At 59.1% G+C, this 25,332-nt stretch carries 28 protein-coding genes and 1 pseudogene; 19 read left to right on the top strand and 10 right to left on the bottom strand.

The window, feature by feature from the left end; genetic code table 11:
• Positions 1–67 precede the first annotated feature (67 nt).
• Both CAF77_RS05970 and rarD read left to right on the top strand, forming a co-directional pair.
• Positions 68–1,081 (top strand): aldo/keto reductase, encoded by a 1,014-nt coding sequence (locus CAF77_RS05970; protein WP_064381423.1) that lies wholly within the window; start codon positions 68–70, stop codon positions 1,079–1,081.
• Between the two features lie 139 nt (positions 1,082–1,220).
• Positions 1,221–2,102 (top strand): EamA family transporter RarD, encoded by an 882-nt coding sequence (gene rarD / locus CAF77_RS05975; RefSeq protein WP_064381420.1) that lies wholly within the window; start codon positions 1,221–1,223, stop codon positions 2,100–2,102.
• Between the two features lie 63 nt (positions 2,103–2,165).
• Here rarD and hppD read toward each other — a convergent pair whose 3' ends face one another.
• Entirely contained in the window at positions 2,166–3,242 is a 1,077-nt protein-coding gene (gene hppD, locus CAF77_RS05980; RefSeq protein ID WP_011334325.1) for a 4-hydroxyphenylpyruvate dioxygenase, read from the bottom strand.
• Positions 3,243–3,554: 312 nt separating this feature from the next.
• On the opposite strand from hppD, the pseudogene CAF77_RS29475 reads away from it, so the two are divergent.
• From CAF77_RS29475 to CAF77_RS05995, 3 genes and pseudogenes are all read left to right on the top strand, one after another.
• Positions 3,555–3,826: pseudogene (locus CAF77_RS29475) on the top strand (LysR substrate-binding domain-containing protein); the annotation flags it as partial.
• A gap of 106 nt (positions 3,827–3,932) precedes the next feature.
• Positions 3,933–5,468: an EAL domain-containing protein gene (locus CAF77_RS05990; protein ID WP_064381419.1), complete on the top strand. Its 1,536-nt coding sequence runs from the start codon at positions 3,933–3,935 to the stop codon at positions 5,466–5,468.
• A 234-nt stretch (positions 5,469–5,702) separates the two neighbouring features.
• On the top strand, positions 5,703–6,068 hold the full coding sequence (locus CAF77_RS05995) for a histone-like nucleoid-structuring protein, MvaT/MvaU family (RefSeq protein ID WP_064381416.1): 366 nt from the start codon (positions 5,703–5,705) through the stop codon (positions 6,066–6,068).
• Positions 6,069–6,275: 207 nt separating this feature from the next.
• On the opposite strand, the gene CAF77_RS06000 is transcribed toward CAF77_RS05995, so the two are convergent.
• A complete protein-coding gene (locus tag CAF77_RS06000) occupies positions 6,276–6,794 on the bottom strand; it encodes a DUF4946 domain-containing protein (protein ID WP_064381414.1) in 519 nt (172 codons plus the stop codon).
• Between the two features lie 142 nt (positions 6,795–6,936).
• Between CAF77_RS06000 and gloA the strand changes: the two genes are divergently transcribed.
• Positions 6,937–7,458, top strand: coding sequence for a lactoylglutathione lyase (gene gloA, locus CAF77_RS06005; RefSeq protein ID WP_064381412.1), 522 nt, complete (start codon positions 6,937–6,939; stop codon positions 7,456–7,458).
• Positions 7,459–7,540: 82 nt separating this feature from the next.
• On the opposite strand, the gene ahpF is transcribed toward gloA, so the two are convergent.
• The 3 genes from ahpF to CAF77_RS06020 all read right to left on the bottom strand — a co-directional run bounded on the left by ahpF (position 7,541) and on the right by CAF77_RS06020 (position 10,869).
• The gene (ahpF, locus tag CAF77_RS06010; RefSeq protein WP_085654167.1) at positions 7,541–9,103 is read right to left on the bottom strand and encodes an alkyl hydroperoxide reductase subunit F; all 1,563 of its coding nucleotides are present in this window, start codon (positions 9,101–9,103) and stop codon (positions 7,541–7,543) included.
• Between the two features lie 130 nt (positions 9,104–9,233).
• Positions 9,234–9,797 carry an alkyl hydroperoxide reductase subunit C gene (ahpC, locus tag CAF77_RS06015; protein WP_007958941.1) on the bottom strand — a complete coding sequence of 188 codons (564 nt, stop codon included), beginning with the start codon at positions 9,795–9,797 and terminating at the stop codon, positions 9,234–9,236.
• A 103-nt stretch (positions 9,798–9,900) separates the two neighbouring features.
• Entirely contained in the window at positions 9,901–10,869 is a 969-nt protein-coding gene (locus CAF77_RS06020; protein ID WP_085654168.1) for a site-specific integrase, read from the bottom strand.
• 177 nt (positions 10,870–11,046) lie between these two features.
• On the opposite strand from CAF77_RS06020, the gene CAF77_RS06025 reads away from it, so the two are divergent.
• On the top strand, positions 11,047–12,051 hold the full coding sequence (locus CAF77_RS06025) for a DNA-binding protein (RefSeq protein WP_064381407.1): 1,005 nt from the start codon (positions 11,047–11,049) through the stop codon (positions 12,049–12,051).
• Here CAF77_RS06025 and gorA read toward each other — a convergent pair.
• The gene (gene gorA, locus CAF77_RS06030; protein WP_064381405.1) at positions 12,048–13,406 is read right to left on the bottom strand and encodes a glutathione-disulfide reductase; all 1,359 of its coding nucleotides are present in this window, start codon (positions 13,404–13,406) and stop codon (positions 12,048–12,050) included. The two genes, CAF77_RS06025 and gorA, sit on opposite strands and share 4 nt — an antisense overlap.
• 129 nt (positions 13,407–13,535) lie before the next feature.
• Positions 13,536–14,375, bottom strand: coding sequence for a UTP--glucose-1-phosphate uridylyltransferase GalU (gene galU / locus CAF77_RS06035; protein WP_039768735.1), 840 nt, complete (start codon positions 14,373–14,375; stop codon positions 13,536–13,538).
• Between the two features lie 247 nt (positions 14,376–14,622).
• On the opposite strand from galU, the gene CAF77_RS06040 reads away from it, so the two are divergent.
• Both CAF77_RS06040 and CAF77_RS06045 read left to right on the top strand, forming a co-directional pair.
• Positions 14,623–14,811, top strand: a complete 189-nt coding sequence (locus tag CAF77_RS06040; RefSeq protein WP_041475286.1) for a hypothetical protein — start codon at positions 14,623–14,625, stop codon at positions 14,809–14,811.
• Between the two features lie 140 nt (positions 14,812–14,951).
• The gene (locus CAF77_RS06045) at positions 14,952–15,248 is read left to right on the top strand and encodes a hypothetical protein (protein WP_064381403.1); all 297 of its coding nucleotides are present in this window, start codon (positions 14,952–14,954) and stop codon (positions 15,246–15,248) included.
• 2 nt (positions 15,249–15,250) lie between these two features.
• Here CAF77_RS06045 and CAF77_RS06050 read toward each other — a convergent pair whose 3' ends face one another.
• Both CAF77_RS06050 and CAF77_RS06055 read right to left on the bottom strand, forming a co-directional pair.
• Positions 15,251–15,481 (bottom strand): hypothetical protein, encoded by a 231-nt coding sequence (locus tag CAF77_RS06050; RefSeq protein ID WP_011334337.1) that lies wholly within the window; start codon positions 15,479–15,481, stop codon positions 15,251–15,253.
• 73 nt (positions 15,482–15,554) lie between these two features.
• A complete protein-coding gene (locus CAF77_RS06055) occupies positions 15,555–15,911 on the bottom strand; it encodes a hypothetical protein (protein ID WP_064381402.1) in 357 nt (118 codons plus the stop codon).
• Positions 15,912–16,121: 210 nt separating this feature from the next.
• On the opposite strand from CAF77_RS06055, the gene CAF77_RS06060 reads away from it, so the two are divergent.
• The 5 genes from CAF77_RS06060 (at position 16,122) to ada (ending at position 19,264) form a co-directional block, all read left to right on the top strand.
• Entirely contained in the window at positions 16,122–16,424 is a 303-nt protein-coding gene (locus CAF77_RS06060) for a DUF1883 domain-containing protein (RefSeq protein ID WP_064381399.1), read from the top strand.
• Positions 16,425–16,458: 34 nt separating this feature from the next.
• On the top strand, positions 16,459–16,629 hold the full coding sequence (locus CAF77_RS29300; RefSeq protein ID WP_170928922.1) for a hypothetical protein: 171 nt from the start codon (positions 16,459–16,461) through the stop codon (positions 16,627–16,629).
• 91 nt (positions 16,630–16,720) lie between these two features.
• Entirely contained in the window at positions 16,721–17,434 is a 714-nt protein-coding gene (locus tag CAF77_RS06065; RefSeq protein ID WP_064381396.1) for a 2OG-Fe(II) oxygenase, read from the top strand.
• A gap of 5 nt (positions 17,435–17,439) precedes the next feature.
• On the top strand, positions 17,440–18,102 hold the full coding sequence (gene alkB / locus CAF77_RS06070; RefSeq protein WP_064381394.1) for a DNA oxidative demethylase AlkB: 663 nt from the start codon (positions 17,440–17,442) through the stop codon (positions 18,100–18,102).
• An 88-nt stretch (positions 18,103–18,190) separates the two neighbouring features.
• Positions 18,191–19,264, top strand: a complete 1,074-nt coding sequence (gene ada / locus CAF77_RS06075) for a bifunctional DNA-binding transcriptional regulator/O6-methylguanine-DNA methyltransferase Ada (protein ID WP_064381392.1) — start codon at positions 18,191–18,193, stop codon at positions 19,262–19,264.
• On the opposite strand, the gene CAF77_RS06080 is transcribed toward ada, so the two are convergent.
• Positions 19,265–20,248, bottom strand: coding sequence for an MDR family oxidoreductase (locus CAF77_RS06080; protein ID WP_064381390.1), 984 nt, complete (start codon positions 20,246–20,248; stop codon positions 19,265–19,267). It lies immediately after the preceding gene.
• A gap of 215 nt (positions 20,249–20,463) precedes the next feature.
• On the opposite strand from CAF77_RS06080, the gene CAF77_RS06085 reads away from it, so the two are divergent.
• The 5 genes from CAF77_RS06085 to CAF77_RS06105 all read left to right on the top strand — a co-directional run bounded on the left by CAF77_RS06085 (position 20,464) and on the right by CAF77_RS06105 (position 25,330).
• On the top strand, positions 20,464–21,525 hold the full coding sequence (locus tag CAF77_RS06085; protein ID WP_064381387.1) for a nitronate monooxygenase family protein: 1,062 nt from the start codon (positions 20,464–20,466) through the stop codon (positions 21,523–21,525).
• A 174-nt stretch (positions 21,526–21,699) separates the two neighbouring features.
• A complete protein-coding gene (gene modA, locus CAF77_RS06090; protein ID WP_064381385.1) occupies positions 21,700–22,455 on the top strand; it encodes a molybdate ABC transporter substrate-binding protein in 756 nt (251 codons plus the stop codon).
• Positions 22,456–23,136: a molybdate ABC transporter permease subunit gene (modB, locus tag CAF77_RS06095; RefSeq protein ID WP_064381383.1), complete on the top strand. Its 681-nt coding sequence runs from the start codon at positions 22,456–22,458 to the stop codon at positions 23,134–23,136. It begins immediately after the preceding gene.
• Between the two features lie 3 nt (positions 23,137–23,139).
• The gene (gene modC, locus CAF77_RS06100) at positions 23,140–24,219 is read left to right on the top strand and encodes a molybdenum ABC transporter ATP-binding protein (RefSeq protein WP_064381382.1); all 1,080 of its coding nucleotides are present in this window, start codon (positions 23,140–23,142) and stop codon (positions 24,217–24,219) included.
• Positions 24,220–24,292: 73 nt separating this feature from the next.
• Positions 24,293–25,330 (top strand): DNA topoisomerase IB, encoded by a 1,038-nt coding sequence (locus tag CAF77_RS06105; protein WP_064381380.1) that lies wholly within the window; start codon positions 24,293–24,295, stop codon positions 25,328–25,330.
• Positions 25,331–25,332: the final 2 nt, after the last annotated feature.

A 25,332-nucleotide genomic window follows, 5' to 3' on the forward strand; every position in this document is an offset into this window, starting at 1 on the left:
TCACTTTGCCGCGCCGGGCGCTTCTGGTATTTGATGGAAGCTTTCCCACCGACAAAAGGATTTCGGCATGAGCTATCGCACACTGGGTCACTCGGGGTTGCAGGTGTCCACCCTCACTCTCGGCACGATGATGTTCGGCGAGCAGACCAGCGCAGAAGACTCGCTGCGCATCATCGACAAGGCCTGGGATCAGGGCATCAACTTCATCGACACCGCCGACGTCTATACCAACGGCCGCTCGGAAGAGATCGTCGGCGAAGCCATCGCCCGTCATCGGCATGAATGGGTGCTGGCGACCAAAATCGGTTTCGGCCCGGTGGATGGCGTGCCGAACCGCAGCGGCTTGAGCCGCAAGCACATCTTCAATGGTCTGGAGGCCAGCCTGACCCGGCTCGGCACCGACTACCTCGACATCTATTACCTGCACCGCGAAGACCACAACACCCCGCTGGAAGTGACGATCTCGGCGATTGGCGACCTGATTCGCCAGGGCAAGATCCGTTATTGGGGCCTGTCGAACTATCGCGGTTGGCGGATTGCCGAGGTGATCCGCGTGGCGGACAAACTCGGCGTCGATCGCCCGGTGATCAGCCAGCCGCTGTACAACATCGTCAACCGTCAGGCCGAAACCGAGCAGATCACCGCCGCTCAGACTTACGGCCTCGGCGTCGTGCCTTACAGCCCGCTGGCCCGTGGCGTGCTCAGCGGCAAGTACGCACCGGACGTGACCCCGGACGCCAATAGCCGCGCCGGACGGCAAGACAAGCGGATTCTGGAAACCGAGTGGCGGGTGGAATCGTTGCGCATTGCCCAGCAGATTCAGCAATACACCCAGGAGCGTGGGGTCGGGATTGTCGAGTTTGCGATTGCCTGGGTGTTGAACAACGGCGCAGTGACGTCGGCGATTGTCGGGCCGCGCACGGAAGAACAGTGGGATGCGTACACCAAGGCGCAGGCGGTGAAGATTACGGCCGAGGATGAGGCGTTTATCGACTCGCTGGTGACGCCGGGGCATGCGTCTACGCCGGGGTTTAATGATGTGAGCCATTTTGTGTCGGGGCGCAAACCGCATCAGGCTTAAGCACCTATGCTTCGACACAGGTTCCCGCTCTCACGGGACCTGTGTCGAATGTTGGAAATATTGATCACTCGGCCAATATTCACCACAAAAACCACGTATCCTGCGCGCCCCGTTTCACCATCACACCCGCGAGGACAGTTTGTCTAAAGGCATTGTTTTATCGGTGACAGCATCGACGCTGTTTGCCGTCATGTATTACTACACCTCGTTGCTCACCCCGTTGAGCGGCGTGGAAATCTTCGGTTGGCGGATGCTGCTGACCGTGCCCTGCATGACCGTGTTCATGTTGTTGTCCGGCGAATGGCGGCGGGTGCTGGAGCTGCTGCGTCGGATTCCTGCGCTACCGAAGTTGATCGGTGGCTTGGTCGTTTCGTCAGCGCTGCTCGGCGTGCAGTTGTGGTTGTTCATGTGGGCGCCGCTTAATGGCTACAGCCTCGACGTGTCGCTGGGCTACTTCCTGTTGCCGCTGGCCATGGTGCTGACCGGACGCATCGCTTATGGCGAAAGCCTGTCGTACCTGCAAAAAGTCGCGGTGTTTTTTGCCAGCCTCGGGGTGTTGAACGAGTTGTATCAGGTCGGCGGGTTTTCCTGGGCGACGCTGGTGGTGGTCGTCGGTTACCCGTTGTATTTCGTGCTGCGCAAATACCTCAAGACCGACAACCTCGGCGGTTTGTGGGTCGACATGACGCTGATGCTGCCGGTGGCGTACTGGTTTGTGCGCGGCGGCGAACAGGGTTTCGGCGTGTTCGATCAGTACCCGGCGCTGACGTGGCTGATTCCGCTGCTCGGCCTGATCAGTGCGTCGGCGCTGGTGGTCTACATCATTGCCAGCCGCTTGCTGCCGTTCAGCCTGTTCGGTTTGTTGAGTTACGTGGAACCGGTGTTGCTGCTCGGTGTGGCGCTGCTGCTCGGCGAGAGCATCAAACCCGGTGAATGGCTGACCTACATCCCGATCTGGCTCGCCGTGGTGGTGCTGGTGTTCGAAGGGTTCAAGCATTTGATGCGCCAACGGCGCCCTTAAGACGCGCAATAAAAAGCCCGGCCTGCATTTCTGCAGGCCGGGCTTTTTTACATCTGATGCGGATTACTCGGTAGCGAGAACGCCACGACGCACCTGGTCACGTTCGATCGATTCGAACAGTGCCTTGAAGTTGCCCTCGCCGAAACCATCGTCGCCTTTGCGCTGGATGAATTCGAAGAACACCGGCCCCATCAGGGTTTCCGAGAATATCTGCAGCAGCAGACGCTTGTCTTCCTTGTCCGATGCGCCATCGAGCAGGATGCCGCGCGATTGCAGTTGATCCACCGGCTCGCCGTGGTTCGGCAGGCGGCCTTCGAGCATTTCGTAGTAGGTGTCCGGCGGCGCGGTCATGAAGCGCATGCCGATCTTCTTCAGCTGATCCCAGGTCTTGACCAGGTCGTCAGTGAGGAACGCCACGTGCTGGATGCCTTCGCCATTGAACTGCATCAGGAACTCTTCGATCTGCCCGGCGCCCTTCGACGATTCTTCGTTGAGCGGGATGCGGATCATGCCGTCCGGCGCGGTCATCGCTTTCGAGGTGAGGCCGGTGTATTCGCCCTTGATGTCGAAGTAACGGATTTCGCGGAAGTTGAACAGCTTCTCGTAGAAGTTAGCCCAGTAGGCCATGCGACCGCGATACACGTTGTGGGTCAGGTGGTCGATGATCTTCAGGCCGGCACCGACCGGGTTGCGGTCAACGCCTTCGAGGAACACGAAGTCGATGTCATAGATCGAGCTGCCTTCGCCGAAACGGTCGATCAGGTAAAGCGGCGCGCCGCCAATGCCTTTGATCGCCGGCAGGTTCAGTTCCATCGGACCGGTTTCGATGTGGATTGGCTGGGCGCCGAGCTCCAATGCGCGTTTGTAAGCCTTCTGCGAATCCTTGACCCGGAACGCCATGCCGCATACCGACGGCCCGTGCTCGGCCGCGAAGTAGGAAGCAACGCTGTGGGGTTCGTTGTTGAGGATCAGGTTGATCGCGCCCTGGCGATAGAGGTGCACGTTCTTGGAACGGTGGGTCGCGACCTTGGTGAAGCCCATGATCTCGAAGATCGGCTCCAGGGTGCCAGGTGTGGGCGATGCGAACTCGATGAACTCGAAGCCCATCAGGCCCATTGGGTTTTCGTATAAATCTGCCATGGTTGGCGCCTCATCATTCTTATCAATTAACCAGAGTTATTTGTCAGTAATGCTGAGACCGATGGGTGGCGCACAGGAGATGCCACGCACACTGCGGGCGAGGAAGTCACCGTAGATCAGTTGAAACCCGAATATCTTCATTGTCGACCCAAGGCTCTTGCGGGCGAGGCTTCTGCTGCCAGAAGACGATTATTATTGTATGCGTAACCCGATTCTACACAGCGTAAATAGGGTTGTCTGCCCTCTCTATAAAATCCGCTTTTTTCGGCCCGCTGCAAGGGGTTTGTTGCACAGCCAGATGCCCGCCAGAAAGTTCCGCGCCTATTCAACGCCGCCCGGCAGAGCCCGAACATTCGCTATCGCTACGCGCAGTTGCTCACACCCTCGATGCCGTTGGCCGGGGCGATGCGATGACCGTGGTAGCCTAAGGTTCGTTGCCTTCCGACCCAGACCCGCGCTATGTCAAGCGACTGCTATCCCCTGCGGTCACTCGACAGGTCGGACTGGCGGTACTGGATCAGCGCCAGGCATCGCCCGCCACGCTGGCATTCATTCAACTGGCAACACGGCTGGATTACCGTTGAGCAGCGCAGGCGTCATTGGCCATCTATCATGGGCTCAGACCCTGGGCTTTGCGCGCACGCTTCGCCTGCCATCTAGAGCCCCACTCCATTGCGACAGGATGCGCCCATGCCACTGACTGTCAGGCCCCGCCGCAAGCGCAGCACCCGGATAATAATGACTTTGCTGTGCGGCTTGCTGCCGATCGCACTCGGCAGTGTGATTCTTTATATGCAGGCCGGACGCGCCCTTCAGCAGAGTTCGCAACACACCGCCGATGAAGCCCTGCGTCAGTTCGAATTGATGCTGGACAACACCGCCCAAGCCGCCCGCGAACTGTTGCCTTTGGCCGGCCAGACCTGCGAGACCGTCAAGCTGGCTTTACGCGAACAAGTCACCCGGCGCCCGTTCGTGCGCTCGACCAATCTGGTGTGGGACGACAATCTCTATTGCAGTTCGCTGTTCGGTGACTTCAAGGAGGCCGTGAATCCGGGCGATTACGCCCAGGGCAAATTGTGGCTCATGAACGGCAACCCGGTCACGCCTGACACCGCGCTGCTGGTCTATCGCCTGAGCGAAGGCCGCGGCGGCGCGCTCACCACGCTGGACGGCTATCACCTGAGCAACATCCTGCGTCTGATCGGCCGACACACACTGTTGCTCCTGCAAGTCGGCAACAACTGGCTCAGCGCCGACGGCAAAGTGCATCAAGGCGCCCTGCCCGCGCTGCCGGTTGCACAAAGTACCTTGCACTCATCGCACTATGCGTTCTCGGTAACAGCCGCTTTTGCGCCAGGAGAAACCTGGCGTTACATGAAAGAAGAGTATCCGCCATTGTTCAGCCTGCTGATGTTCTTTGGTGCGGTATCGGGGGTGATCGGCTACACCCTGCAGAAGCGCTCGACGTCGCCCAGTCACGAGATGCGTCGGGCATTGGAGGCAGGAGAATTCATTCCGTACTTTCAACCGGTGGTGCACGGTGACAGTAAACGGTGGTCGGGCGCGGAAGTGCTGATGCGCTGGAACCATCCCAAGGAAGGCTTGGTGCGTCCGGATCTGTTCATACCGTTTGCCGAACACTCCGGGCTGATCGTACCGATGACCCGCGCCTTGATGCAGCAGACCGCGGCCATACTGGGGCCGTTGTCACCAACCTTCGAGGCGCCCTTCCACATCGGCATCAACATTACCGCCAGCCACTGCCGCGATCTTGAGCTGGTTGAGGATTGCCGTGAATTTTTGTCAGCCTTTCGGCCCGGCAGCATCACTCTGGTCCTGGAATTGACCGAACGCGAACTGATCGAGCCGTCCGACATTACCCATCAACTGTTCGCGCAGCTGCGTGCAATGGGCGTGAAGATCGCGATCGACGACTTTGGCACCGGCCATTCAAGTCTTGGCTACTTGAGAACATTCAATGTCGACTTCCTCAAAATCGACCAGACATTCGTCGCCATGATCGATAAAGATGCCCTGTCCCGGCACATTCTGGACACCATCATTGAGCTCTCGACCAAGCTGGATTTGGGCATTGTGGCCGAAGGTGTGGAGACGCAAGCCCAGTGTGATTATCTGGCCGCCCACCATGTCAACTTTTTGCAGGGCTACCTTTTCGGCAAACCGATGCCGGCTGCAGACTTCATCGAAGCATTAACTCATCATTAACTTCTCTGGATAAATCCTGACTCGCCGACAGTCCGCACCAAATTGATACAAAACAGCCTTGTTGTTACATGAAGAAAAAGTCAGGATTTACTCTTGCCGCATTAACTACTACAATTTTTCTTACCTGTTGCAAGATGGGCAGGTGAGCCATTATCACCGAGTCGCTTCGAGGCTCTTGGCTTATAGCTTTGTTTGCGGTTGGTATCAGCCAAACACACTATTGGAGTAAAGATATTGTCCAGACTCGCTGAATTTCGTGCAGCTGAAAAGGCCCTTCAAGAACAGCTCAAGCAGCTGGAATCGCTGAAGAACGATGCCGGGCTCAAGAAAGAAATCGAATTCGAAGAAAAGCTCCAGGGGCTGATGAAAACCTACGGCAAAGGCCTGAAAGACATCATCGCCATTCTCGATCCGAACCCGGCGAAATCCGGTCTGCAACTGACCGCCGCACCTAAAACCCGCCGCGCTCGCGTGGTCAAGGTCTATCAGAATCCACACACCGGCGAGCTGATCGAGACCAAAGGTGGCAATCACCGCGGCCTGAAGGCCTGGAAGGAACAATACGGTGCAGCCACCGTTGACTCCTGGTTGCGCGGTTAATCCCTTGCAAACATGAAAGCCCTGCATATGCAGGGCTTTTTTTCGGACAATATTTAACAAATGCAACGATTTTTCTGGCGGGCAAGTTGAGTTTCAAATCGCTCTCGCGCTGAAACTATGCTTCCGAATGTTGCCCCGTTAGCCGGAGATTAACTTTATGTTTAATCAGTTCCGGTATCTAACACCAGACTGACCCCGAACAGACGACTAGAATTTCAAGCTGTTTCGCGCAGCCACTATGTCGTCGCCGCTGGCCTTATAAACCTCCGCCTGCCCTGCATACGAAAGTACATAGGCTTTATCCGCCTCGACCGCTGCAACCAATGTTTGCGACAACACATGACGGCCGTTTTCAGTCACCGTACAAGTGGTCTCAAGCGCTGTCAGCGAGCCCAGCGTACTCGCGTGAACCTTGTTGCAGACACTCTGATAACCGCTCTGGAAAAAGTCTTTCTGCACCGACTTGCGCATCTCAAGCAATACGCCTTGCAAGTTGACCTGATGACCACTTTCCACGCGGGTCATCGTCAACTCCATCACCATGACCTGATTGCCATTGGCGTCAGTCTTCACCGCGCGTTGACGGGAGACTTGCGGGGAGGTTTCGGGTAACGCCTCGACTTCCCAGCCGGCGGGCCAGGTGATGCTCGGCGCCTCGGCAAAGGCCGGGAGCGCCAGCAGAGAAAAACCCAGGAAAACGAACAGCGATTTGAACGGTCGGATCATTACCAGAGGCACTCGCGGATTGAGCCGTAAAGTCTGAGGCCCGCCCGCTCGCAGGGCAAGCCCGCGCTTTCGGTTTGGCGATGCTGCCAGGCATGCGTATCATTGCGCCCATTCACTCGCCCCAATTTTTTACGGAGGGCCCATGAGCCTGCAAGAACTGAACACCTTCCCTGGCGTCACCGCCACCCCGGACAGCGCAACCCGCCACTTCGTGTTCAATCACACCATGCTGCGCGTCAAAGACATCACCAAGTCGCTGGATTTCTACACCCGCGTACTGGGTTTCTCGCTGGTAGAGAAGCGTGATTTCCCGGAAGCGGAATTCAGCCTGTACTTCCTCGCCCTGGTCGACAAATCGCAGATTCCGGCCGACGCCGCCGCCCGCACCGAGTGGATGAAGTCGATTCCCGGCATTCTGGAACTGACCCACAACCACGGCACCGAGAACGACGCTGATTTCGCCTACCACAACGGCAACACCGACCCGCGCGGTTTCGGCCACATCTGCATCTCGGTACCGGACATCGTCGCTGCCTGCGCGCGCTTTGAAGAACTTGGCTGCGATTTCCAGAAGCGCCTGACCGATGGCCGCATGAAGAGCTTGGCGTTCATCAAGGATCCGGATGGCTACTGGGTCGAGATCATCCAGCCGGCGCCGCTGTAAAGCTGAACCTGGGTAGAAAGCACCCCCGCAAAGAAAAAACCCCATCATCGCTGATGGGGTTTTTCTTTTTCAGGCCCGGGATTTACGCCGGAGCCGACGTGCGAATCAGGTGATCGAAAGCGCTGAGGGAAGCCTTGGCGCCCTCGCCTACTGCAATCACGATCTGCTTGTACGGCACAGTGGTCACGTCACCGGCGGCGAAGATGCCGGGGATCGAGGTTTCACCGCGGTTGTCGACGATGATCTCGCCGCGCGGCGACAGCTCGATGGTGCCTTTGAGCCAGGCGGTGTTGGGCAGCAGACCGATCTGCACGAAGATCCCTTCCAGCTCGACAGTGCGCAGCTCGTCAGTATTGCGATCCTTGTAGCGCAGACCGTTGACCTTCTGACCATCGCCGGTGACTTCAGTGGTCAGCGCACTGGTGATCACGGTGACGTTCGGCAGGCTGTGCAGCTTGCGTTGCAATACGGCGTCGGCGCGCAGCTGTACGTCAAATTCCAGCAAAGTGACGTGGGATACAATACCGGCCAGGTCAATGGCCGCTTCGACGCCGGAGTTACCGCCGCCAATCACCGCCACGCGCTTGCCTTTGAACAGCGGCCCGTCGCAGTGCGGGCAGTACGCCACGCCTTTGTTGCGGTATTCCTGCTCGCCCGGCACGTTCATTTCACGCCACCGCGCACCGGTCGCCAGAATCACGCTCTTGGCCTTTAGGGTCGCGCCGCTCGCGAAGTGGACTTCATGCAGCTCGCCATTCTTGCCCGGGATCAGCTTGTCGGCGCGCTGCAGGTTCATGATGTCGACGTCGTACTGCTTGACGTGTTCTTCCAGCGCGGTCGCCAGTTTCGGGCCTTCGGTTTCCTGCACGGAAATGAAGTTTTCGATGGCCATGGTGTCCAGCACCTGACCGCCGAAGCGCTCGGCCGCCACACCGGTGCGAATGCCTTTACGTGCGGCATAGATCGCCGCCGAAGCACCGGCCGGGCCACCGCCAACCACCAGCACATCAAAGGCTTGCTTGGCGCTGATTTTCTCCGCCTGACGCTCGATGGCGCCAGTGTCGAGTTTGGCGAGGATTTCTTCCAGGCCCATACGGCCCTGGCCGAAGTTTTCGCCGTTCAGGTAAATGCTCGGCACAGCCATGATCTTGCGATCGTTGACTTCGTCCTGGAACAGCGCGCCGTCGATGGCGACGTGGCGGATATTCGGGTTCAGCACGGCCATCAGGTTCAATGCCTGAACAACGTCCGGGCAGTTCTGGCAGGACAGCGAGAAGTACGTCTCGAAGTTGAACTCGCCCTTGAGCGAGCGGATCTGTTCGATCACTTCGACACTGGCCTTCGAAGGATGGCCGCCGACTTGCAGCAGGGCCAGCACCAGCGAAGTGAATTCATGGCCCATCGGGATGCCGGCGAAACGCAGGCTGATGTCGGCACCGGGGCGGTTGATCGAGAACGACGGTTTGCGTGCATCGTCGCCACTGTCGATCAAGGTAATTTGGTGCGAAAGACTGGCAACGTCTTTCAGCAGGTCGAGCATTTCACGGGATTTCGCACCGTCGTCGAGTGATGCAACGATCTCGATCGGCTGGGTGACCCGTTCCAGGTACGATTTCAACTGGGCTTTAAGATTGGCGTCCAACATACGGGCGATCTCCTGACTTTATTTGAGGCGAAAAAAAGCCCGAGCGAATCTCGCCCGGGCTTTTCTATTGGGCGGTGCAGCTTACTTGAGTAGGTGCGGAGTCCCGCCCTGCATTGCGTGTGTCACAGACTTAGATCTTGCCGACCAGGTCCAGGGACGGAGCCAGTGTGGCCTCGCCTTCTTTCCATTTGGCCGGGCAAACTTCGCCTGGGTGAGCAGCGACGTACTGAGCAGCCTTGATTTTGCGCAGCAGCTCGGAAGCGTCACGGCCAACGCCGCCATCGTTCAGTTCAACGATTTTGATCTGACCTTCAGGGTTGATCACGAAGGTGCCACGATCTGCCAGACCTGCTTCTTCGATCAACACGTCGAAGTTGCGGGAGATGACCTGGGTCGGGTCGCCAATCATGGTGTACTGGATTTTGCCGATGGCTGGCGAAGTGTTGTGCCAGGCAGCGTGGGCAAAGTGGGTGTCGGTCGAAACGCTGTAGATCTCTACGCCCAGTTTCTGGAAGGCGGCGTAGTTGTCAGCCAGGTCTTCGAGTTCGGTTGGGCAAACGAAAGTGAAGTCGGCCGGGTAGAAAAACACTACGGACCATTTGCCTTTCAGGTCAGCGTCCGAGACTTGTACGAAGTCGCCGTTTTTGAACGCGGTAGCTTTGAACGGTTTTACTTGGCTGTTGATGATAGGCATTGATGACTCTCCGTCAGGGTTGTGAATTCGATGGGTGAATCCTACCCAGTCACTCGACGGATGGCTCATTGGCAAACCTGATGCTGCTGATTTGTTTTCGCTATTAGCTGAAGGTATTAATAGAAGAAAACGATATCGGCGACAGCGGCTTATCCGTAATCCGGGCCATCCCGTGAAAGGGGCTCGCTTCAACATAGCGCATGGCGGACTTCATATCCTTCCAGCCCACGTAACTCATCAATGATTTAAGATCCCAGCCGCTTTGATGGGCCCATGTTGCGAAGCCGCGACGCAGGGAGTGGCTGGTGTAGCGCTCAGCGGAGATCCCGGCCCGCTCCAGGGCCTGACGCAGCAACGGAATCACGCTGTTGGCGTGCAACCCCTCTTCGCTCAGGTTGCCCCAGCGGTCGACGGCGCGAAACACCGATCCTCGCACCAGTGCTGCCTCGGTGATCCAATCGATATATGCCTGCACCGGGCACAACTTCAGCAGCGCCGGGGCCTGATAGGTCTGCCCGAGGTTTTCTCGATCGCCTTTGCTGCGCGGCAGGTACAAGGTGATGCCACTGCCGGCGTGCGCCTGCACATGCTCGATCTGCACCCGACACAGTTCATCACTGCGAAAGCCGCGCCAGAAGCCCAGCAGGATCAACGCCCGGTCGCGGCAGGCTCGGAGCAGCAGCGGCCGGTCCTGTTGTTCCCGGGCGTCTTTCATTTCCTGCTCAAGCCAGGCGACGGTCTGCTCAAGATCGCGCAGTTGGAGTGGCTCGGCCTGTTTTTCCTGCGCGGGATGCAGGGCGCGAATGCCCTTGAACACTTTGCGCACCACCGGCGACTTGGTGGGATCGGCGAAGCCTTGGCTGTTGTGCCACTGCGCCAGTGCCGACAGACGCAACTTCAGCGTGTTGACCGACAGCACGCCCGCATGCGCCACCAGATACCGCGCGACGCTGTCCGCTGTGGCCGGCAGGAACCCTCCCCACCCGGATTCGAAGTGCTCGATGGCCGCGCGATAACTGCGGCGGGTGTTGTCGCGAGTTGCTGCTTGCAAGTAGCGATCGATATCGCTCATGGGCTGATTTTCTCGTGGCGTACTGAGGGTTCGTGCGGAAACGGATTTTATGGGTTTCACATGGGGTAATACCAGTATATCCCGTCCGTTTATCGGCGCTTATTTCACTTTATTTTCAACATGGTACACTGCGTACTTTAGTGGCATGTACCACAGTACGAAATGATAGGAGCAGATATGGCCCGTGGCGGCGTTAACAAAGCAGTAGTCCAGATCGCGCGCGCAGCGATCCTCGCCCGTGGCGAACACCCCAGTATCGATGCAGTACGCATCGAGCTGGGCAATACGGGCTCAAAAACCACGATTCATCGCTATCTAAAAGAACTGGATGATGGCAGCGAGCCAGCGGATCCGTCGGCAGAACCCATCGATGACGAACTGCTGGCGCTCGTCACGCGCCTTGCACAACGCCTGAAAGAACAGGCGCAAGAGCCGATTGATCAGGCACGCGAGCAGTACGAGCAACAGCGTCAGGCACTGGAGGACGAACTGAATCAGCTTCGTCAGGATCATGCGCAACTGGAGAAGAAACACGACATTCAGACTGCCGCGCTAGCCAAGGAATCCGAAGCACTGAGTGATACACGCTCAATGCTGCAGACCGAGCAGACCCGCAACGCCGGGCTGAATCAGGCACTGGCGGATTTTGAATTGCGCCTGCAGGACAAGGACGAGCAGATCCGCTCGCTGGAAGAGAAGCACCTGCACGCCCGCGATGCGCTTGAGCACTATCGCAACGCCATCAAGGAACAGCGCGAGCAGGAGCAAAGCCGTCATGAAAGCCAGGTGCAACAATTGCAGATGGAGTTGCGCCAGGCGCAGCAAAGCGCCCTGGTACGTCAGGACGAGATCACTCAGTTGCACCGCGACAACGAACGTCTGCTGACCGAGAATCGCGGCACCGTACGCGAACTGAGTCTGATGCAGGATCAGCTCAAGCACAGCAATCAGCGTCAGGATCAACTGCTGGAGCAAGCATCTCGAGTCGACAGCGAGCGCACCCTCCTCCAGGAACGCCTGCGCGTGGCTCTGCTGGAAAGCCAGACGCTCAAGCAGAACGTCGACGAGCAGTCGCAGCTCAATCAGTCATTGGAGAAGGAATTGACCAAGGCGCAAAACAGTCTGCGCCTGGCCACCACCGTTGCGGCAGCGCCAGACGCAGCAGAACTGAAAAAGACTTAAGCGCCGACCGGCGTACGCATGGTGACAAATTCTTCGGCCGCCGTCGGGTGTACCCCGATGGTGTCGTCGAAGTCACGCTTGGTGGCGCCAGCCTTCAGTGCAATTGCCAGACCCTGCACGATCTCGCCGGCATCCGGCCCGACCATGTGACAGCCCAGCACCTTGTCGGACTTGCCATCGACCACCAGCTTCATCAGCGTGCGCTCCTGACAGTCAGTCAGGGTCAGCTTCATCGGCCGGAAGCGGCTTTCGTAGATCACGACGTCGTGACCCGCTTCCCGCGCCTCTTCTTCGGTCAAGCCGACGGTGCCGATGTTCGGCAGACTGAACACCGCCGTCGGGATCATCTTGTAATCCACCGGACGGTATTGCTCAGGCTTGAACAGACGTCGCGCCACCGCCATGCCTTCAGCCAGCGCCACTGGCGTCAGCTGCACACGACCGATGACATCGCCCAGCGCCAGGATTGATGGCTCGGTGGTCTGGTATTGCTCATCGACCTTGATGAAGCCTTTGTCGTCGAGCTGCACATCAGTGTTCTCCAACCCCAGGTTGTCCAGCATCGGACGTCGGCCGGTGGCGTAGAACACACAATCCGCTTCCAGTACGCGACCATCCTTGAGAGTCGCCTTCAGGCTGCCATCCGATTGCTTGTCGATGCGGGCAATATCGGCATTGAATTGCAGATCCATACCGCGCTTGGTCAGTTCTTCCTTCAAATGGTTACGCACCGAACCGTCGAAGCCGCGCAGGAACAGATCCCCGCGATACAACAACGTCGTGTTCGCGCCCAGGCCATGGAAAATCCCGGCAAATTCGACGGCAATGTAACCGCCACCGACGACCAGTACACGCTTGGGCAGTTCTTTGAGGAAGAACGCCTGGTTCGAGCTGATTGCATGCTCATGCCCCGGAATCTCGGGGATCTGCGGCCAGCCACCGGTGGCGATCAGAATATTCTTCGCGGTGTATCGCTCACCGTTGACCTCGACTTCGTGCGGACCAACGATTTTCGCGTGAGCCTCATGCAAGGTCACACCGCTGTTGACCAGCAGATTGCGATAAATGCCGTTCAGACGATTGATCTCGCGATCCTTGTTGGCAATCAGCGTGGCCCAATCGAAATCCGCTTCACCCAGACTCCACCCGAAACCCGAAGACTGCTCGAAGTCTTCGGCAAAATGGGCGCCATACACCAACAGTTTTTTCGGTACGCAACCGACGTTGACGCAGGTTCCGCCAAGATAACGGCTCTCGGCCACCGCCACTTTCGCACCGAACCCGGCAGCAAAACGCGCAGCCCGCACACCACCGGAACCGGCACCAATCACATAAAGGTCAAAATCGTAGGCCATTTCTATCTCCTCGGCAGGCGATCAGCATACCCGTCGTCGCCCGTTGGGCAAGCACTCCTGCCGATATAGGGGCGGAAAATGAAAAAGCCACCCGAAGGTGGCTTTTTCGTGCAAGCAGATAAGGCGCTATCAGTAAGCCTTGCCAGTCTTGTAGAAGTTCTCGAAGCAGAAGTTGGTCGCCTCGATGTAGCCTTCAGCACCACCGCAGTCGAAACGCTTGCCCTTGAACTTGTAGGCCATCACGCAGCCGTTCTGGGCTTGTTTCATCAAGGCGTCGGTGATCTGGATTTCACCACCCTTGCCTGGCTCGGTCTGTTCGATCAGGTCGAAGATGTCCGGGGTCAGGATGTAACGGCCGATGATCGCCAGGTTCGACGGCGCGTCTTCCGGCTTTGGCTTCTCGACCATGCTGTGTACGCGGTAGATGTCGTCGCGGATCATTTCGCCAGCGATCACGCCGTACTTGCTGGTTTCTTGCGGGTCGACTTCCTGAATGGCGATGATCGAGCAGCGGAACTGCTTGTACAGCTTGACCATCTGGGTCAGTACGCCGTCGCCATCGAGGTTGACGCACAGGTCGTCCGCCAACACCACGGCGAACGGCTCATCACCGATCAGTGGGCGGCCGGTCAAGATTGCGTGACCCAGGCCTTTCATTTCGGTCTGACGGGTGTAGGAAAAGGAACACTCGTCCAACAGCTTGCGGATGCCGACCAGGTATTTTTCCTTGTCGGTGCCCTTGATCTGGTTTTCCAGCTCATAGCTGATGTCGAAGTGGTCTTCCAGGGCGCGCTTGCCACGGCCGGTCACGATGGAAATTTCGTTCAGGCCAGCATCCAGAGCTTCTTCGACGCCGTACTGGATCAGTGGCTTGTTTACCACCGGCAGCATTTCTTTGGGCATGGCCTTCGTCGCTGGGAGGAAGCGAGTACCGTAACCGGCTGCTGGGAACAAGCATTTCTTGATCATATAAGTCCTTGAAAGGGCTGTGTGTACGAGTTTCGGCGCAGTCTAATCAGGCGGCGTGCACCTTACAATGCCCCGCGCTGGCTAACCGATGTCAACATAGAGAAATAATCTGGCGGATAGTTCAATCCGCATACAGAGGCTGCGCAATCAGCTTAGCCCAAAGATCTCGGTACGCCGCATCGACCTGCGCCCAATTGCCGATTTACCGTTATCATGGGGCCTTTGAACCAGCCAACGAGGCCGCTAGATGTCTGCAGCAAAAATCATCAACGGATACACCGTCGCCAAGGCGAAAGATGGCCAGTGGCATATCACTGCCGCCAACGGCGAAGATGTGTCCGGGCCTTTGCCCACTGAAGCGATGGCGATTGAAGTAGCCGCGGTGCTCGATTACACGCCTGCAGCACCAAAACGTCGCGGCAAGGATCAAGACTGATCGGCGACGACAAACCCCGGCCCTGCCTTCACGCAGGGCTTTTTTTGGGCTGCGCACAAAGAAGTGGCCAAACGCTATAACCTTTTCCTGCCTGCGCTGTCATAGCGTCTAGCCCCCTCCTCCTCGAAGACGACACTGCCATGAAAAAAAGCCATTTCATCAACTGCCTGCCCCTGATTGCGCTCGCAGCCCTGGCCGGCTGCGCTACTTCGCAGACCACCTACCTTAACAACGGCGAACAAGGCTTGAGCATCGACTGCTCCGGTGAAGCCAATTCCTGGGCCAGCTGTTATGAAAAGGCTGATGCGTCCTGTGCCGGGACCGGCTATCGCATCGTCGGCACCGACGGCACACCAGCACCCAAGGAAAGCGACAAGACGCTGGGCGTCGACGTCGGCAACTACAAAAACCGCAGCGTGGTGGTTGTGTGTAAATAGCCTTACATGTGAATTTCGGCGAACTTGATCCCCAACCCGCGCACGACCTCGATCAGGTCGTCGAGCCGGTTGAAGGATTCGACTTCGTCGTTATCGTCGACCAGGAAGTAACTGCGACCGGCGCTTTTCTTGAAAAACACGATCCACTCCCCCGGATTCGCCGGGTTCTGGATCACATGGGTCGCCGCAATGAGCCCTTCCTTGTGTCGCTCCCGCACCTGCTCTCTCTTCATTCACTTCTCCAGAAATGAGAATGCCGCCTCAGCAACGCTGTGACGGCATCAAATGCTGACGGCCGACAGTCTATCAGCCGGAGATGCAGGCCGTGGCGGCTTTGCGCACATCCCAGGGGCGCAGCGGTACATTGGACATCCGCTCATGCAACTTGATACTGCTGCCACCCGAGCGATCCTCGATGTCGAACACCGCAGCCGGGCCTGACCCCAGCTTGCCCGGAACGATCACTCTGACTTCATCCTTGTGCCGCTCCACCTGCAAGGCGCCCCGGCTGCTGGACAGCTTTTCGGCCAGGCACTGAGCATATTCATGGGGTTTCTTGCCGGAAATGACGTTCATGGTCGGCAGGGTTTCATTGATTTCCGAAACGCTTGCGCAACCACCCATTGCCAATGCCAATGGCAGAATCACCACACCCCACTTCATACAAAACCTCCAATAAAGACCTTCCGACAGCATGTATGCCGTTTTTCTCCGAGGCCTGCTGTATTAAACCCACATGAAACGTGAATATCTGTTTTTAATTGTCAAAGCGGCGCCCGACGGCCGGATAATAACCCGTCCGGGCTGATAAACTGCGCCAATCGACAATGCTATCGTTTTGATTTTGTAGAAAAAGCCCTTCTGGAGGCGCCCATGAAATTCATTCACCAGCGCGAGCACCTCAACGAAGACGACATCGTCGTCATTCAATGCTCGCAAACCTGCAATATCCGTTTAATGAACGACGCCAACTTCCGCAGCTTCAAGAATGGCGGCCGCCACACCTATCACGGCGGTGCTTTCGACACGTTCCCGGCCCGCATCACGGCCCCAAGCACCGGTTTCTGGAACATCACCATCGACACCGTCAGCCGCCGGGCGATCAGCGTGACCCGCAAGCCGACGCTGACAAACTCGATCAAGATCATTCGCCGCTCGAGCTCCAAACTCAGCTGAGCGATTCCGCCAACGCAGACAGGTAAGCATCAACGTGGCCCAAACGACCAAATACGTGATCAAGTACAAACTCAACGGTGAGCGCCGCTTCGAGTTCGCCCAACTGGAAAACGGCACGCCGGAAGAAGCCAAGGCAGCACTGGATGCTCTGCACGGCCAGAGCAACGATGTGATCAGCGACATCAGCGTCAGCAAGGCCCTGTAAGAACCGGGTGACAATTCGACCGCAAGCGACGGAGTGTTCCAGCCGGGTGAACGGCTCAGACTGATACCTGAATGTGAGCCAAGGAATCAGCATGTCACCCTCACCCGCCTCCCCGCTCGAAGCGCTCGACTGGATTGCCCTGGAGCAGCAACTGGATCACGACGGTTGCGCCGTCATCCGCACGCTGCTGCGTCCGCAGACCTGCGATCGGTTGAGTGCGCTTTACCCGCACAGCGAACCGTTTCGGTCACAAGTGATCATGTCCCGCCACGGCTTTGGGCGCGGCGAATACAAATACCTGCGCTATCCGCTTCCTCCCGTGGTGGAACGCCTGCGCAGCGCGCTTTACCCACGGCTCGTGCCTCTGGCCAACCGCTGGCATAAGCGAATGGGTCTGCCGGAACGTTTTCCAGAGCGACACAGCGAGTTTCTCGAGCGCTGCCATGCCGCCGGTCAACTGCGGCCTACCCCGCTCTTGCTGCAATACGGTCCGCAGGACTACAACTGTCTGCATCAGGATCTGTACGGTAAACATGTCTTTCCGCTGCAAGTGGCGATTCTTCTGTCAGCACCCGGGGCTGATTTCACCGGTGGCGAGTTCGTCATGACCGAGCAACGTCCGAGAATGCAGTCGCGCCCACTCGTGATGGACCTGAGAAAAGGCGACGCGCTGATCTTTGCCGTCAATCAGCGACCGGTCAAAGGTGTGCGCGGTGACTATCGGGTGACCATGCGCCACGGCGTCAGCCGACTGCACAGCGGAACACGGCATACTCTGGGCATCATTTTCCACGACGCGACCTGACGATCATGCAAACCACCTTCGACCTGTTCGCCGACACAGAATCCGAACAACCTCGGCGCGCCGAACAGATCGGCGAGCAATCCTGGGTTCTGCGCGGTTTTGCCCTGCCGCAAATCGAGCAGCTATTGCCGGCCCTGGAATCGATCATCGCCTGCGCCCCGTTGCGCCACATGATGACGCCCGGGGGCTTCAGCATGTCGGTGGCCACCAGCAGTTGCGGGGCACTGGGCTGGATCACCGATCGAAGCGGCTACCGCTATTCATCCGAAGATCCCGTGAGCCATCAACCCTGGCCAGCGATGCCCGAGGTGTTTCGCGAACTGGCCCAGGCAGCAGCGAAACGCGCCGGATTTGCCGACTTCATGCCGGATTCCTGCCTGATCAATCGTTATGTCCCAGGCGCAAAAATGTCGTTACATCAGGACAAGGACGAAAATGCCTACGAAGCGCCGATCGTTTCGCTGTCGTTGGGCTTGCCGGCAACGTTCCTGTTCGGCGGTTTCGCGCGAGGTGACAGGAGCCAGAAAATCTCGCTGCTGCACGGCGACATGGTGATCTGGGGCGGTGTCGACCGACTGCGCTATCACGGCATCCTGCCGATCAAGCCTGGCCGCCACCCGCGCCTTGGCGAACAGCGTTTCAACCTCACGTTTCGCACCGCTGGATAATCCTGCAAAGTTTGACCGCAAGGGTCGGAGTGTGCCGGCCGGTGGCACTGGTTAACCTGACATTCAACAGGTCAACGGACTCTCCATCATGAAAACGCTTTCCACCTCGCTGAACACTGAAGACGATCCACGCTGGGCCGCTGTCGTGGCACGCGACCCTCGGGCGGACGGCCAGTTTGTCTACGCCGTGAAAACCACCGGCATCTATTGCCGCCCCAGCAGCCTGGCGCGATTGCCGAAACCGCAGAACGTCGAGTTCTTCGACACCGCCGAAGAAGCCGAAGCCGCGGGCTATCGCCCAAGCAGACGAGTGAGCAAGGATCAGACCGAAGTCGCAGCGCAGCACGCCGCTACCGTTGCGGCAGCCTGTCGCCAGATCGAAGCGTCGGACAGCCTGCCGGCGCTCAACGATCTCGCCGAGACCGCCGGCCTGAGTGCCTTCCATTTTCACCGGGTCTTCAAAGCCGCAACGGGGCTTACGCCCAAAGGCTACGCCGCCGCGCATCGCTCGCGCCGGGTTCGCCAGCGTCTGGCGGACGGCGGATCGGTGACCGAGGCGTTGTATGACGCCGGCTTCAATTCCAATAGCCGGTTCTACGAGGCGGCCGATCAGGTGCTGGGCATGAAACCCGGCGACTTCCGGGCCGCCGGCCAGAACAACGACATCCGCTTCGCCGTCGGCCAGTGCTCGCTCGGCGCCATTCTGGTGGCGCAGAGCGAGCGCGGAATCTGCGCGATCCTGCTGGGGGACGATCCGCACCAGTTGGTGTGCGACCTGCAGGACCAGTTTCGCCGGGCCAACCTGATCGGCGCCGATGCGGAGTTCGAACAACTGATCGCGCGCGTCGTCGGGTTCATTGAAACGCCGGCCATAGGGCTGGATTTGCCGCTGGATGTGCGCGGCACGGCGTTTCAGGAACGGGTGTGGCAGGCGCTACGGGAAATACCGGTCGGCAGCACCGCCAGCTACGCAGACATCGCCCTGCGTATAGGCTCGCCAAAAGCCGTACGCGCAGTGGCCCAGGCTTGTGGCGCCAACAGTCTCGCGGTGGCCATTCCGTGCCACCGCGTGGTGCGCAGCGACGGCAATCTGTCGGGCTACCGCTGGGGCGTGGAGCGCAAGCGAGAATTGCTCGAGCGCGAAGACAAAACCCGACAGTGATCAGCGATTCACATCCACCACGACCCGCCCCCGGAGCTGCCCCGCCAGCAACTTCGGTGCCGCGTCGATAGCTTCGCCGAGGCCGATTTCATGGCTGATCAGCGGCAGCAGGGCAAAATCCAGATCCTTCGCCAAGCGATCCCAAGCCTCGATGCGGCGGGCCTTGGGCTGGGTCACGCTGTTGATCCCGGCCAGCGTCACGCCTCGCAAAATGAACGGCGCGACCGAGGCGGGAAAGTCCATGCCCTGCGCCAGACCGCACGCGGCCACGGTGCCTTCGGCCTGGGTGCTGGCGCAGGCATTGGCGAGCGTGTGGCTGCCGACCGAATCGATAACGCCCGCCCAGCGCTCCTTGGCCAGCGGCTTGCCGGGCTCGGACAGGGTGGCGCGATCAATGATTTCGCCAGCGCCCAGTTGTTTCAGGTATTCGTGCTCCGACACCCGACCGGTCGAAGCGACCACGCGGTAGCCCAGCTTGCTCAGCAATGCGATGGCAAAGCTGCCGACGCCACCGTTGGCACCGGTCACCAGCACTTCGCCCTGTTGCGGTGTCACGCCGTTGCGCTCCAGTGCCATGATGCACAGCATCGCCGTATAGCCCGCGGTGCCGATGGCCATGGCTTGCGCGGCGGTGAATGCCTTGGGCAGCGGAATCAGCCAGTCACCGTTCAATCGCGCTTTCTGTGCCAGGCCACCCCAGTGGCTTTCACCGACGCCCCAGCCATTGAGCAGCACCGCGTCGCCAACCTTGTAGTCCGGGTGTGAGCTGACTTCGACGGTGCCCGCCAGATCAATCCCCGGCACCATCGGAAACTTGCGCACCACCGGGCTGCTGCCGGTGATCGCCAGACCGTCCTTGAAGTTCAGCGTGCTGTAAGCGACATCCACTGTCACATCGCCCTCCGGTAACTGCTCGTCGCTGATTTCCTGCAGGTTGGCGCGATAACCGCTGTCGTCTTTATCGATCACAATGCCTTTAAACATGACTGCCTCTTACCGGTGAAATTCAGGATGTCGAGGCACTGGAATAGCACATCGCAACATTTTGCCCCACTCGACCTTTAGCCAATCGGGCCCGAATGCCGACCCGGTGCCAGCTGTAAAAGCTACAAATCTGTGCTGGTCATGGGGTTGGCTTTGCGTTAAAAAAACCAGCAGCTACCGTCCCTGCCCTGTTTTGTCGTCGGAGAAGCTATTCCATGAGCCAATGGCCTGATACCCGCATTCTTGACCTGTTCGGCATCGAACTGCCGATCATCCAGGGCCCCATGGCCGGAGCCACTAACTCATCCATGGTCATCGCGACGTGCAACGCTGGTGGGCTCGGTTCAATGCCAGCCGCGATGCTGACCATCGAGCAACTGCGCGAAGAACTGAAGACCATTCGCCAGGGCACGAACAAACCGTTCAACGTCAACTTCTTCTGCCATCAACCGCCGGCCGCCGATGAGCAAAAGGCACGTGACTGGAAAAACCTGCTGGAACCCTACTATCGCGAACTGGGTGTCGACTTCGATGCACCGACGCCGGTGTCCAACCGCGCGCCGTTCGATGCGGCTGCCTGCGAAGTGCTGGAAGAATTTCGCCCTGAAGTGGTGAGTTTTCACTTCGGCCTGCCGGAAAAAACCTTGCTGGATCGGGTGAAAGCGACCGGCGCGAAAATCATCTCGTCGGCAACCACCGTCGACGAAGCGATCTGGCTGGAGCAAAACGGCTGCGACGCGATCATCGCCATGGGTTACGAGGCCGGCGGCCATCGCGGGATGTTTCTCAGCGACGACCTGAGCAGCCAGGTCGGTACGTTTGCCCTGGTGCCGCAAGTGGTCGACGCCGTGAGTGTGCCGGTGATTGCCGCCGGTGCGATTGCCGATGCGCGCGGCGTGGCGGCAGCGTTCCTGCTCGGTGCTTCGGCGGTTCAGGTCGGCACGGCGTATCTGTTTACTCCGGAAGCGAAAGTCAGTGCGTCGCACCACAAGGCCTTGCGCACCGCCAAGGAAAGCGAAACGGCGGTGACCAATCTGTTTACCGGGCGCCCGGCGCGGGGGATTCTCAATCGGGTGATGCGCGAGCTGGGCCCGATGTCGGACAAGGCTCCTGCCTTTCCGCTGGCGGGTGGGGCCTTGATGCCGCTGCGCGCGAAGGGCGAAGCCGAATTCAGCAACCTATGGGCCGGCCAGGCTTTCACGCTCGGCAAAGACCTCGGCACCGCCGAATTGACCCGGCAACTGGCTGAAGGCGCTCTGGCAAAACTGACCCGGTGATGAACCTGAACGGGTGAGGAGCGTGGCGCCCTCGCCCGGTTTTAATCCAGTGCTTCCCGTTTGACGGCATTTCGCTATATATTTCTATATATAGCGTTTCACCCCCTCGCATCGGCGCAGTCTTCCCATCCAATAACAACTGCCCACTGCACTTGCCACCCACGGAGCCGTTACATGATCAATCGTGCCTCACGTTTTGCCCCTGCCCTGCTCGCGTTATTCGCCATCGGCGCGGCACAGGCCGATGAAGTGCAAGTCGCTGTCGCGGCCAACTTCACCGCACCGATCCAGGCGATTGCCGCCGATTTCGAAAAAGACACCGGGCACAAACTGGTCGCTGCGTATGGCGCCACCGGCCAGTTCTATACCCAGATCAAAAACGGCGCACCGTTCGAAGTGTTCCTCTCGGCCGATGACACCACCCCTGAAAAACTCGAGAAAGAAGGCGACACCGTCAAAGGTTCGCGCTTCACCTACGCCATCGGCACCCTGGCACTGTGGTCGGCCAAGGAAGGTTACGTCGACGCCAAAGGCGACGTCCTGAAGAAAAACCAGTACCAGCACCTGTCCATCGCCAACCCGAAAGCCGCCCCTTATGGTCTGGCCGCCACTCAGGTGCTGGAAAAGCTGAAACTGACCGACGCCACCAAAGCCAAGATCGTCGAAGGTCAGAACATCACCCAGGCCTACCAGTTCGTATCCACCGGCAACGCCGAGCTGGGCTTCGTCGCGCTGTCGCAGATCTACAAGGATGGCAAGGTCAGCAGCGGTTCGGCGTGGATCGTTCCGGCGAGCATGCACGACCCGATCAAGCAAGACGCAGTGATCCTCAACAAAGGCAAAGACAACGCCGCTGCCAAGGCGCTGGTTGATTACCTCAAAGGCCCGAAAGCCGCTGCTGTCATCAAGTCCTACGGTTACCAGCTGTAAATGGCGCTGACGAGTGCCGATTTCGCGGCGATCTGGCTGACCCTGAAACTGGCGTCTCTGACCACCGCGATCCTGCTGGTCGTCGGCACGCCGATCGCCCTGTGGTTGTCACGCAGCCGTTCCTGGCTGCGCGGCCCCATCGGCGCGATTGTTGCGTTGCCGCTGGTGCTGCCACCGACGGTGATCGGTTTCTATCTGTTGCTGGCGCTCGGCCCAAACGGGTTCATTGGCCAGTTCACCCAGTGGCTGGGGCTTGGCACCTTGACCTTCAGCTTCACCGGCCTGGTGATCGGTTCGGTGCTCTATTCCATGCCGTTCGTGGTGCAGCCGTTGCAAAACGCCTTCTCTGCGATCGGCACCCGCCCACTGGAAGTGGCCGCAACCTTGCGCTCCAATCCCTGGGACACCTTTTTCAGCGTAATTCTTCCCCTCGCCCGCCCCGGCTTCATCACTGCAGCAATCCTCGGCTTCGCCCACACCGTCGGCGAATTCGGCGTGGTGCTGATGATCGGCGGGAATATTCCTGACAAGACCCGGGTGGTTTCCGTACAAATCTACGACCACGTCGAAGCCATGGAGTACGCGCAGGCGCACTGGCTGGCCGGGGCGATGCTGGTGTTTTCATTTCTGGTGTTGCTGGCGCTGTATTCCAGCCGCAAGACCCGCGCGGGCTGGAGCTGATCGATGATTGATGCACGTCTGAAACTGGCCTGGCCGCGCTTCAGCCTCGATGTTGACCTGCAACTGCCCGGTCGCGGCGTGACGGCGCTGTTCGGTCAGTCCGGCTCGGGCAAGACCACATGCCTGCGCTGCATCGCCGGGCTCGAACGCGCGCCGCAGGCGCTTATCCGCATCAATGGCGAAGTCTGGCAGGACAGCGAAAAAGGCATTTTCGTGCCGCCGCACAAACGCGCGCTCGGCTATGTGTTTCAGGAAGCCAGCCTGTTTGAGCATCTGTCGGTGCTGGCCAATCTGCAGTTCGGCCTCAAGCGCATTCCCAAGGCGCAGCGCCGGGTCGACATGACCCAAGCCACCGAACTGCTGGGGATCGGCCACTTGCTCGATCGTCACCCGCAAAACTTATCCGGCGGTGAGCGTCAGCGTGTCGGCATCGCCCGCGCGCTGTTGACCAGCCCCCAACTGCTGCTGATGGATGAGCCTTTGGCCGCCCTCGACAGTCAGCGCAAAGGCGAAATCCTGCCCTACCTGCAACGCCTGCACGACGAACTGGAAATCCCCGTCCTGTATGTCAGCCACGCGCAGGACGAAGTGGCCAGGCTCGCCGACCATCTGGTGCTGCTCAGCGACGGCAAAGCGCTGGCCAGCGGCCCGATTGGCGAAACCCTGGCGCGACTCGACCTACCCCTGGCCATGGACAGTAACGCCGGCGTGATCATCGAAGGCCAGGTCAGTGGCTACGATGCCGACTATCAATTGCTCACCCTGCAACTGCCGGACTCGTCACTGAACATTCGCGTGACCCACGCGCCGATGACGACGGGCCAGAGACTGCGTTGCAAGGTACATGCGCGCGACATCAGCCTGACCCTGCAAAACAGCGAATTCAGCAGCATCCTCAATCGCCTGCCGGTCACGGTCGTCAGCGAACAGCCGGCCGATAACGCCGCGCACGTACTCATTCGCCTTGATGCCGGGGGCACACCGCTGCTGGCGCGCATCACTCGCTATTCGCGGGATCAGCTTGGCGTGCATCCGGGCCAGTCATTGTGGGCCCAGATCAAGGCCGTCGCGGTGCTGGCGTAAATCCGCGGGCACGACCGTCATGGCGTGCGGTCAATGGCTTTAACAGCCTGATCTGCCGCGAAGGAAATCCGCCATGCCCGATACTGCGCTCACCGAGGTATTGCCTTCGGATCTGCATTACGTCGATGACACCCAGCCCGGTATTAGCCGAAAAAAACTGCGCGGAAAATTTGCCTATTTCAACCCCGAAGGCCAGCGCATCACCGACTCTGACGAGATCAAACGCATCAACTCGCTGGCCGTTCCGCCCGCCTACACCGACGTATGGATCTGCGCCGACCCGCGCGGCCATCTGCAAGCCACCGGTCGCGACGCTCGTGGACGCAAGCAATATCGCTATCACCCGCGTTGGCGCGAAGTGCGTGATGCGGACAAGTATTCGCGTCTGCGCGAATTCGGTCTTGCGCTGCCCAAATTGCGCAAACAGCTGGAGGCATTGCTGGCCTCGCCCGGTTTCAGCCGCGATAAAGTCATGGCAACGGTCATCACGCTGCTCGACGCCACGCTGATCCGCGTCGGCAACACGCAATACGCGCGGGACAATCGCTCTTACGGCCTGACGACCCTGCGCAGCCGGCATGTCGAGGTCAACGGCAGCGCGATCCTGTTCCAGTTTCGCGGCAAGAGCGGTATCGAGCATCAGATCACGGTGAAGGACCGGCGCCTGGCGCGAATCATCAAGCGCTGCCTTGAGATACCGGGGCAGAACCTGTTTCAGTATCTGGATGAAAACGGCGAGCGGCACACCGTCAGCTCTTCCGACGTCAACGCCTACCTGCAAAACCTGACCGGGGCGGACTTCACCGCCAAGGATTACCGGACCTGGGCCGGCAGCGCTCTGGCGTTGGCGGTTCTGCGGGAGCTGCAATGGGAATCCGAAGCCGAAGCCAAGCGACATGTAGTCGAGATGGTAAAGGGAGTTGCGCGGCAGCTGGGCAACACGCCGGCGGTCTGTCGCAAATGCTACATCCACCCGGCGGTGGTCGAACATTTCATGCTCGGAGCGCTGGCAGAACTGCCTAAACCACGCATCCGCAAAGGCCTGCGCAAGGAAGAAGTCGCGCTGGCGCTGTTCCTTGAACGGATGGTCGAACAGGCTGACGCGACTTGAAG

Origin of the sequence: Pseudomonas sp. R15(2017), from assembly GCF_002112685.1 — a bacterium.
In the GTDB taxonomy this organism is placed as follows: domain Bacteria; phylum Pseudomonadota; class Gammaproteobacteria; order Pseudomonadales; family Pseudomonadaceae; genus Aquipseudomonas; species Aquipseudomonas glycinae.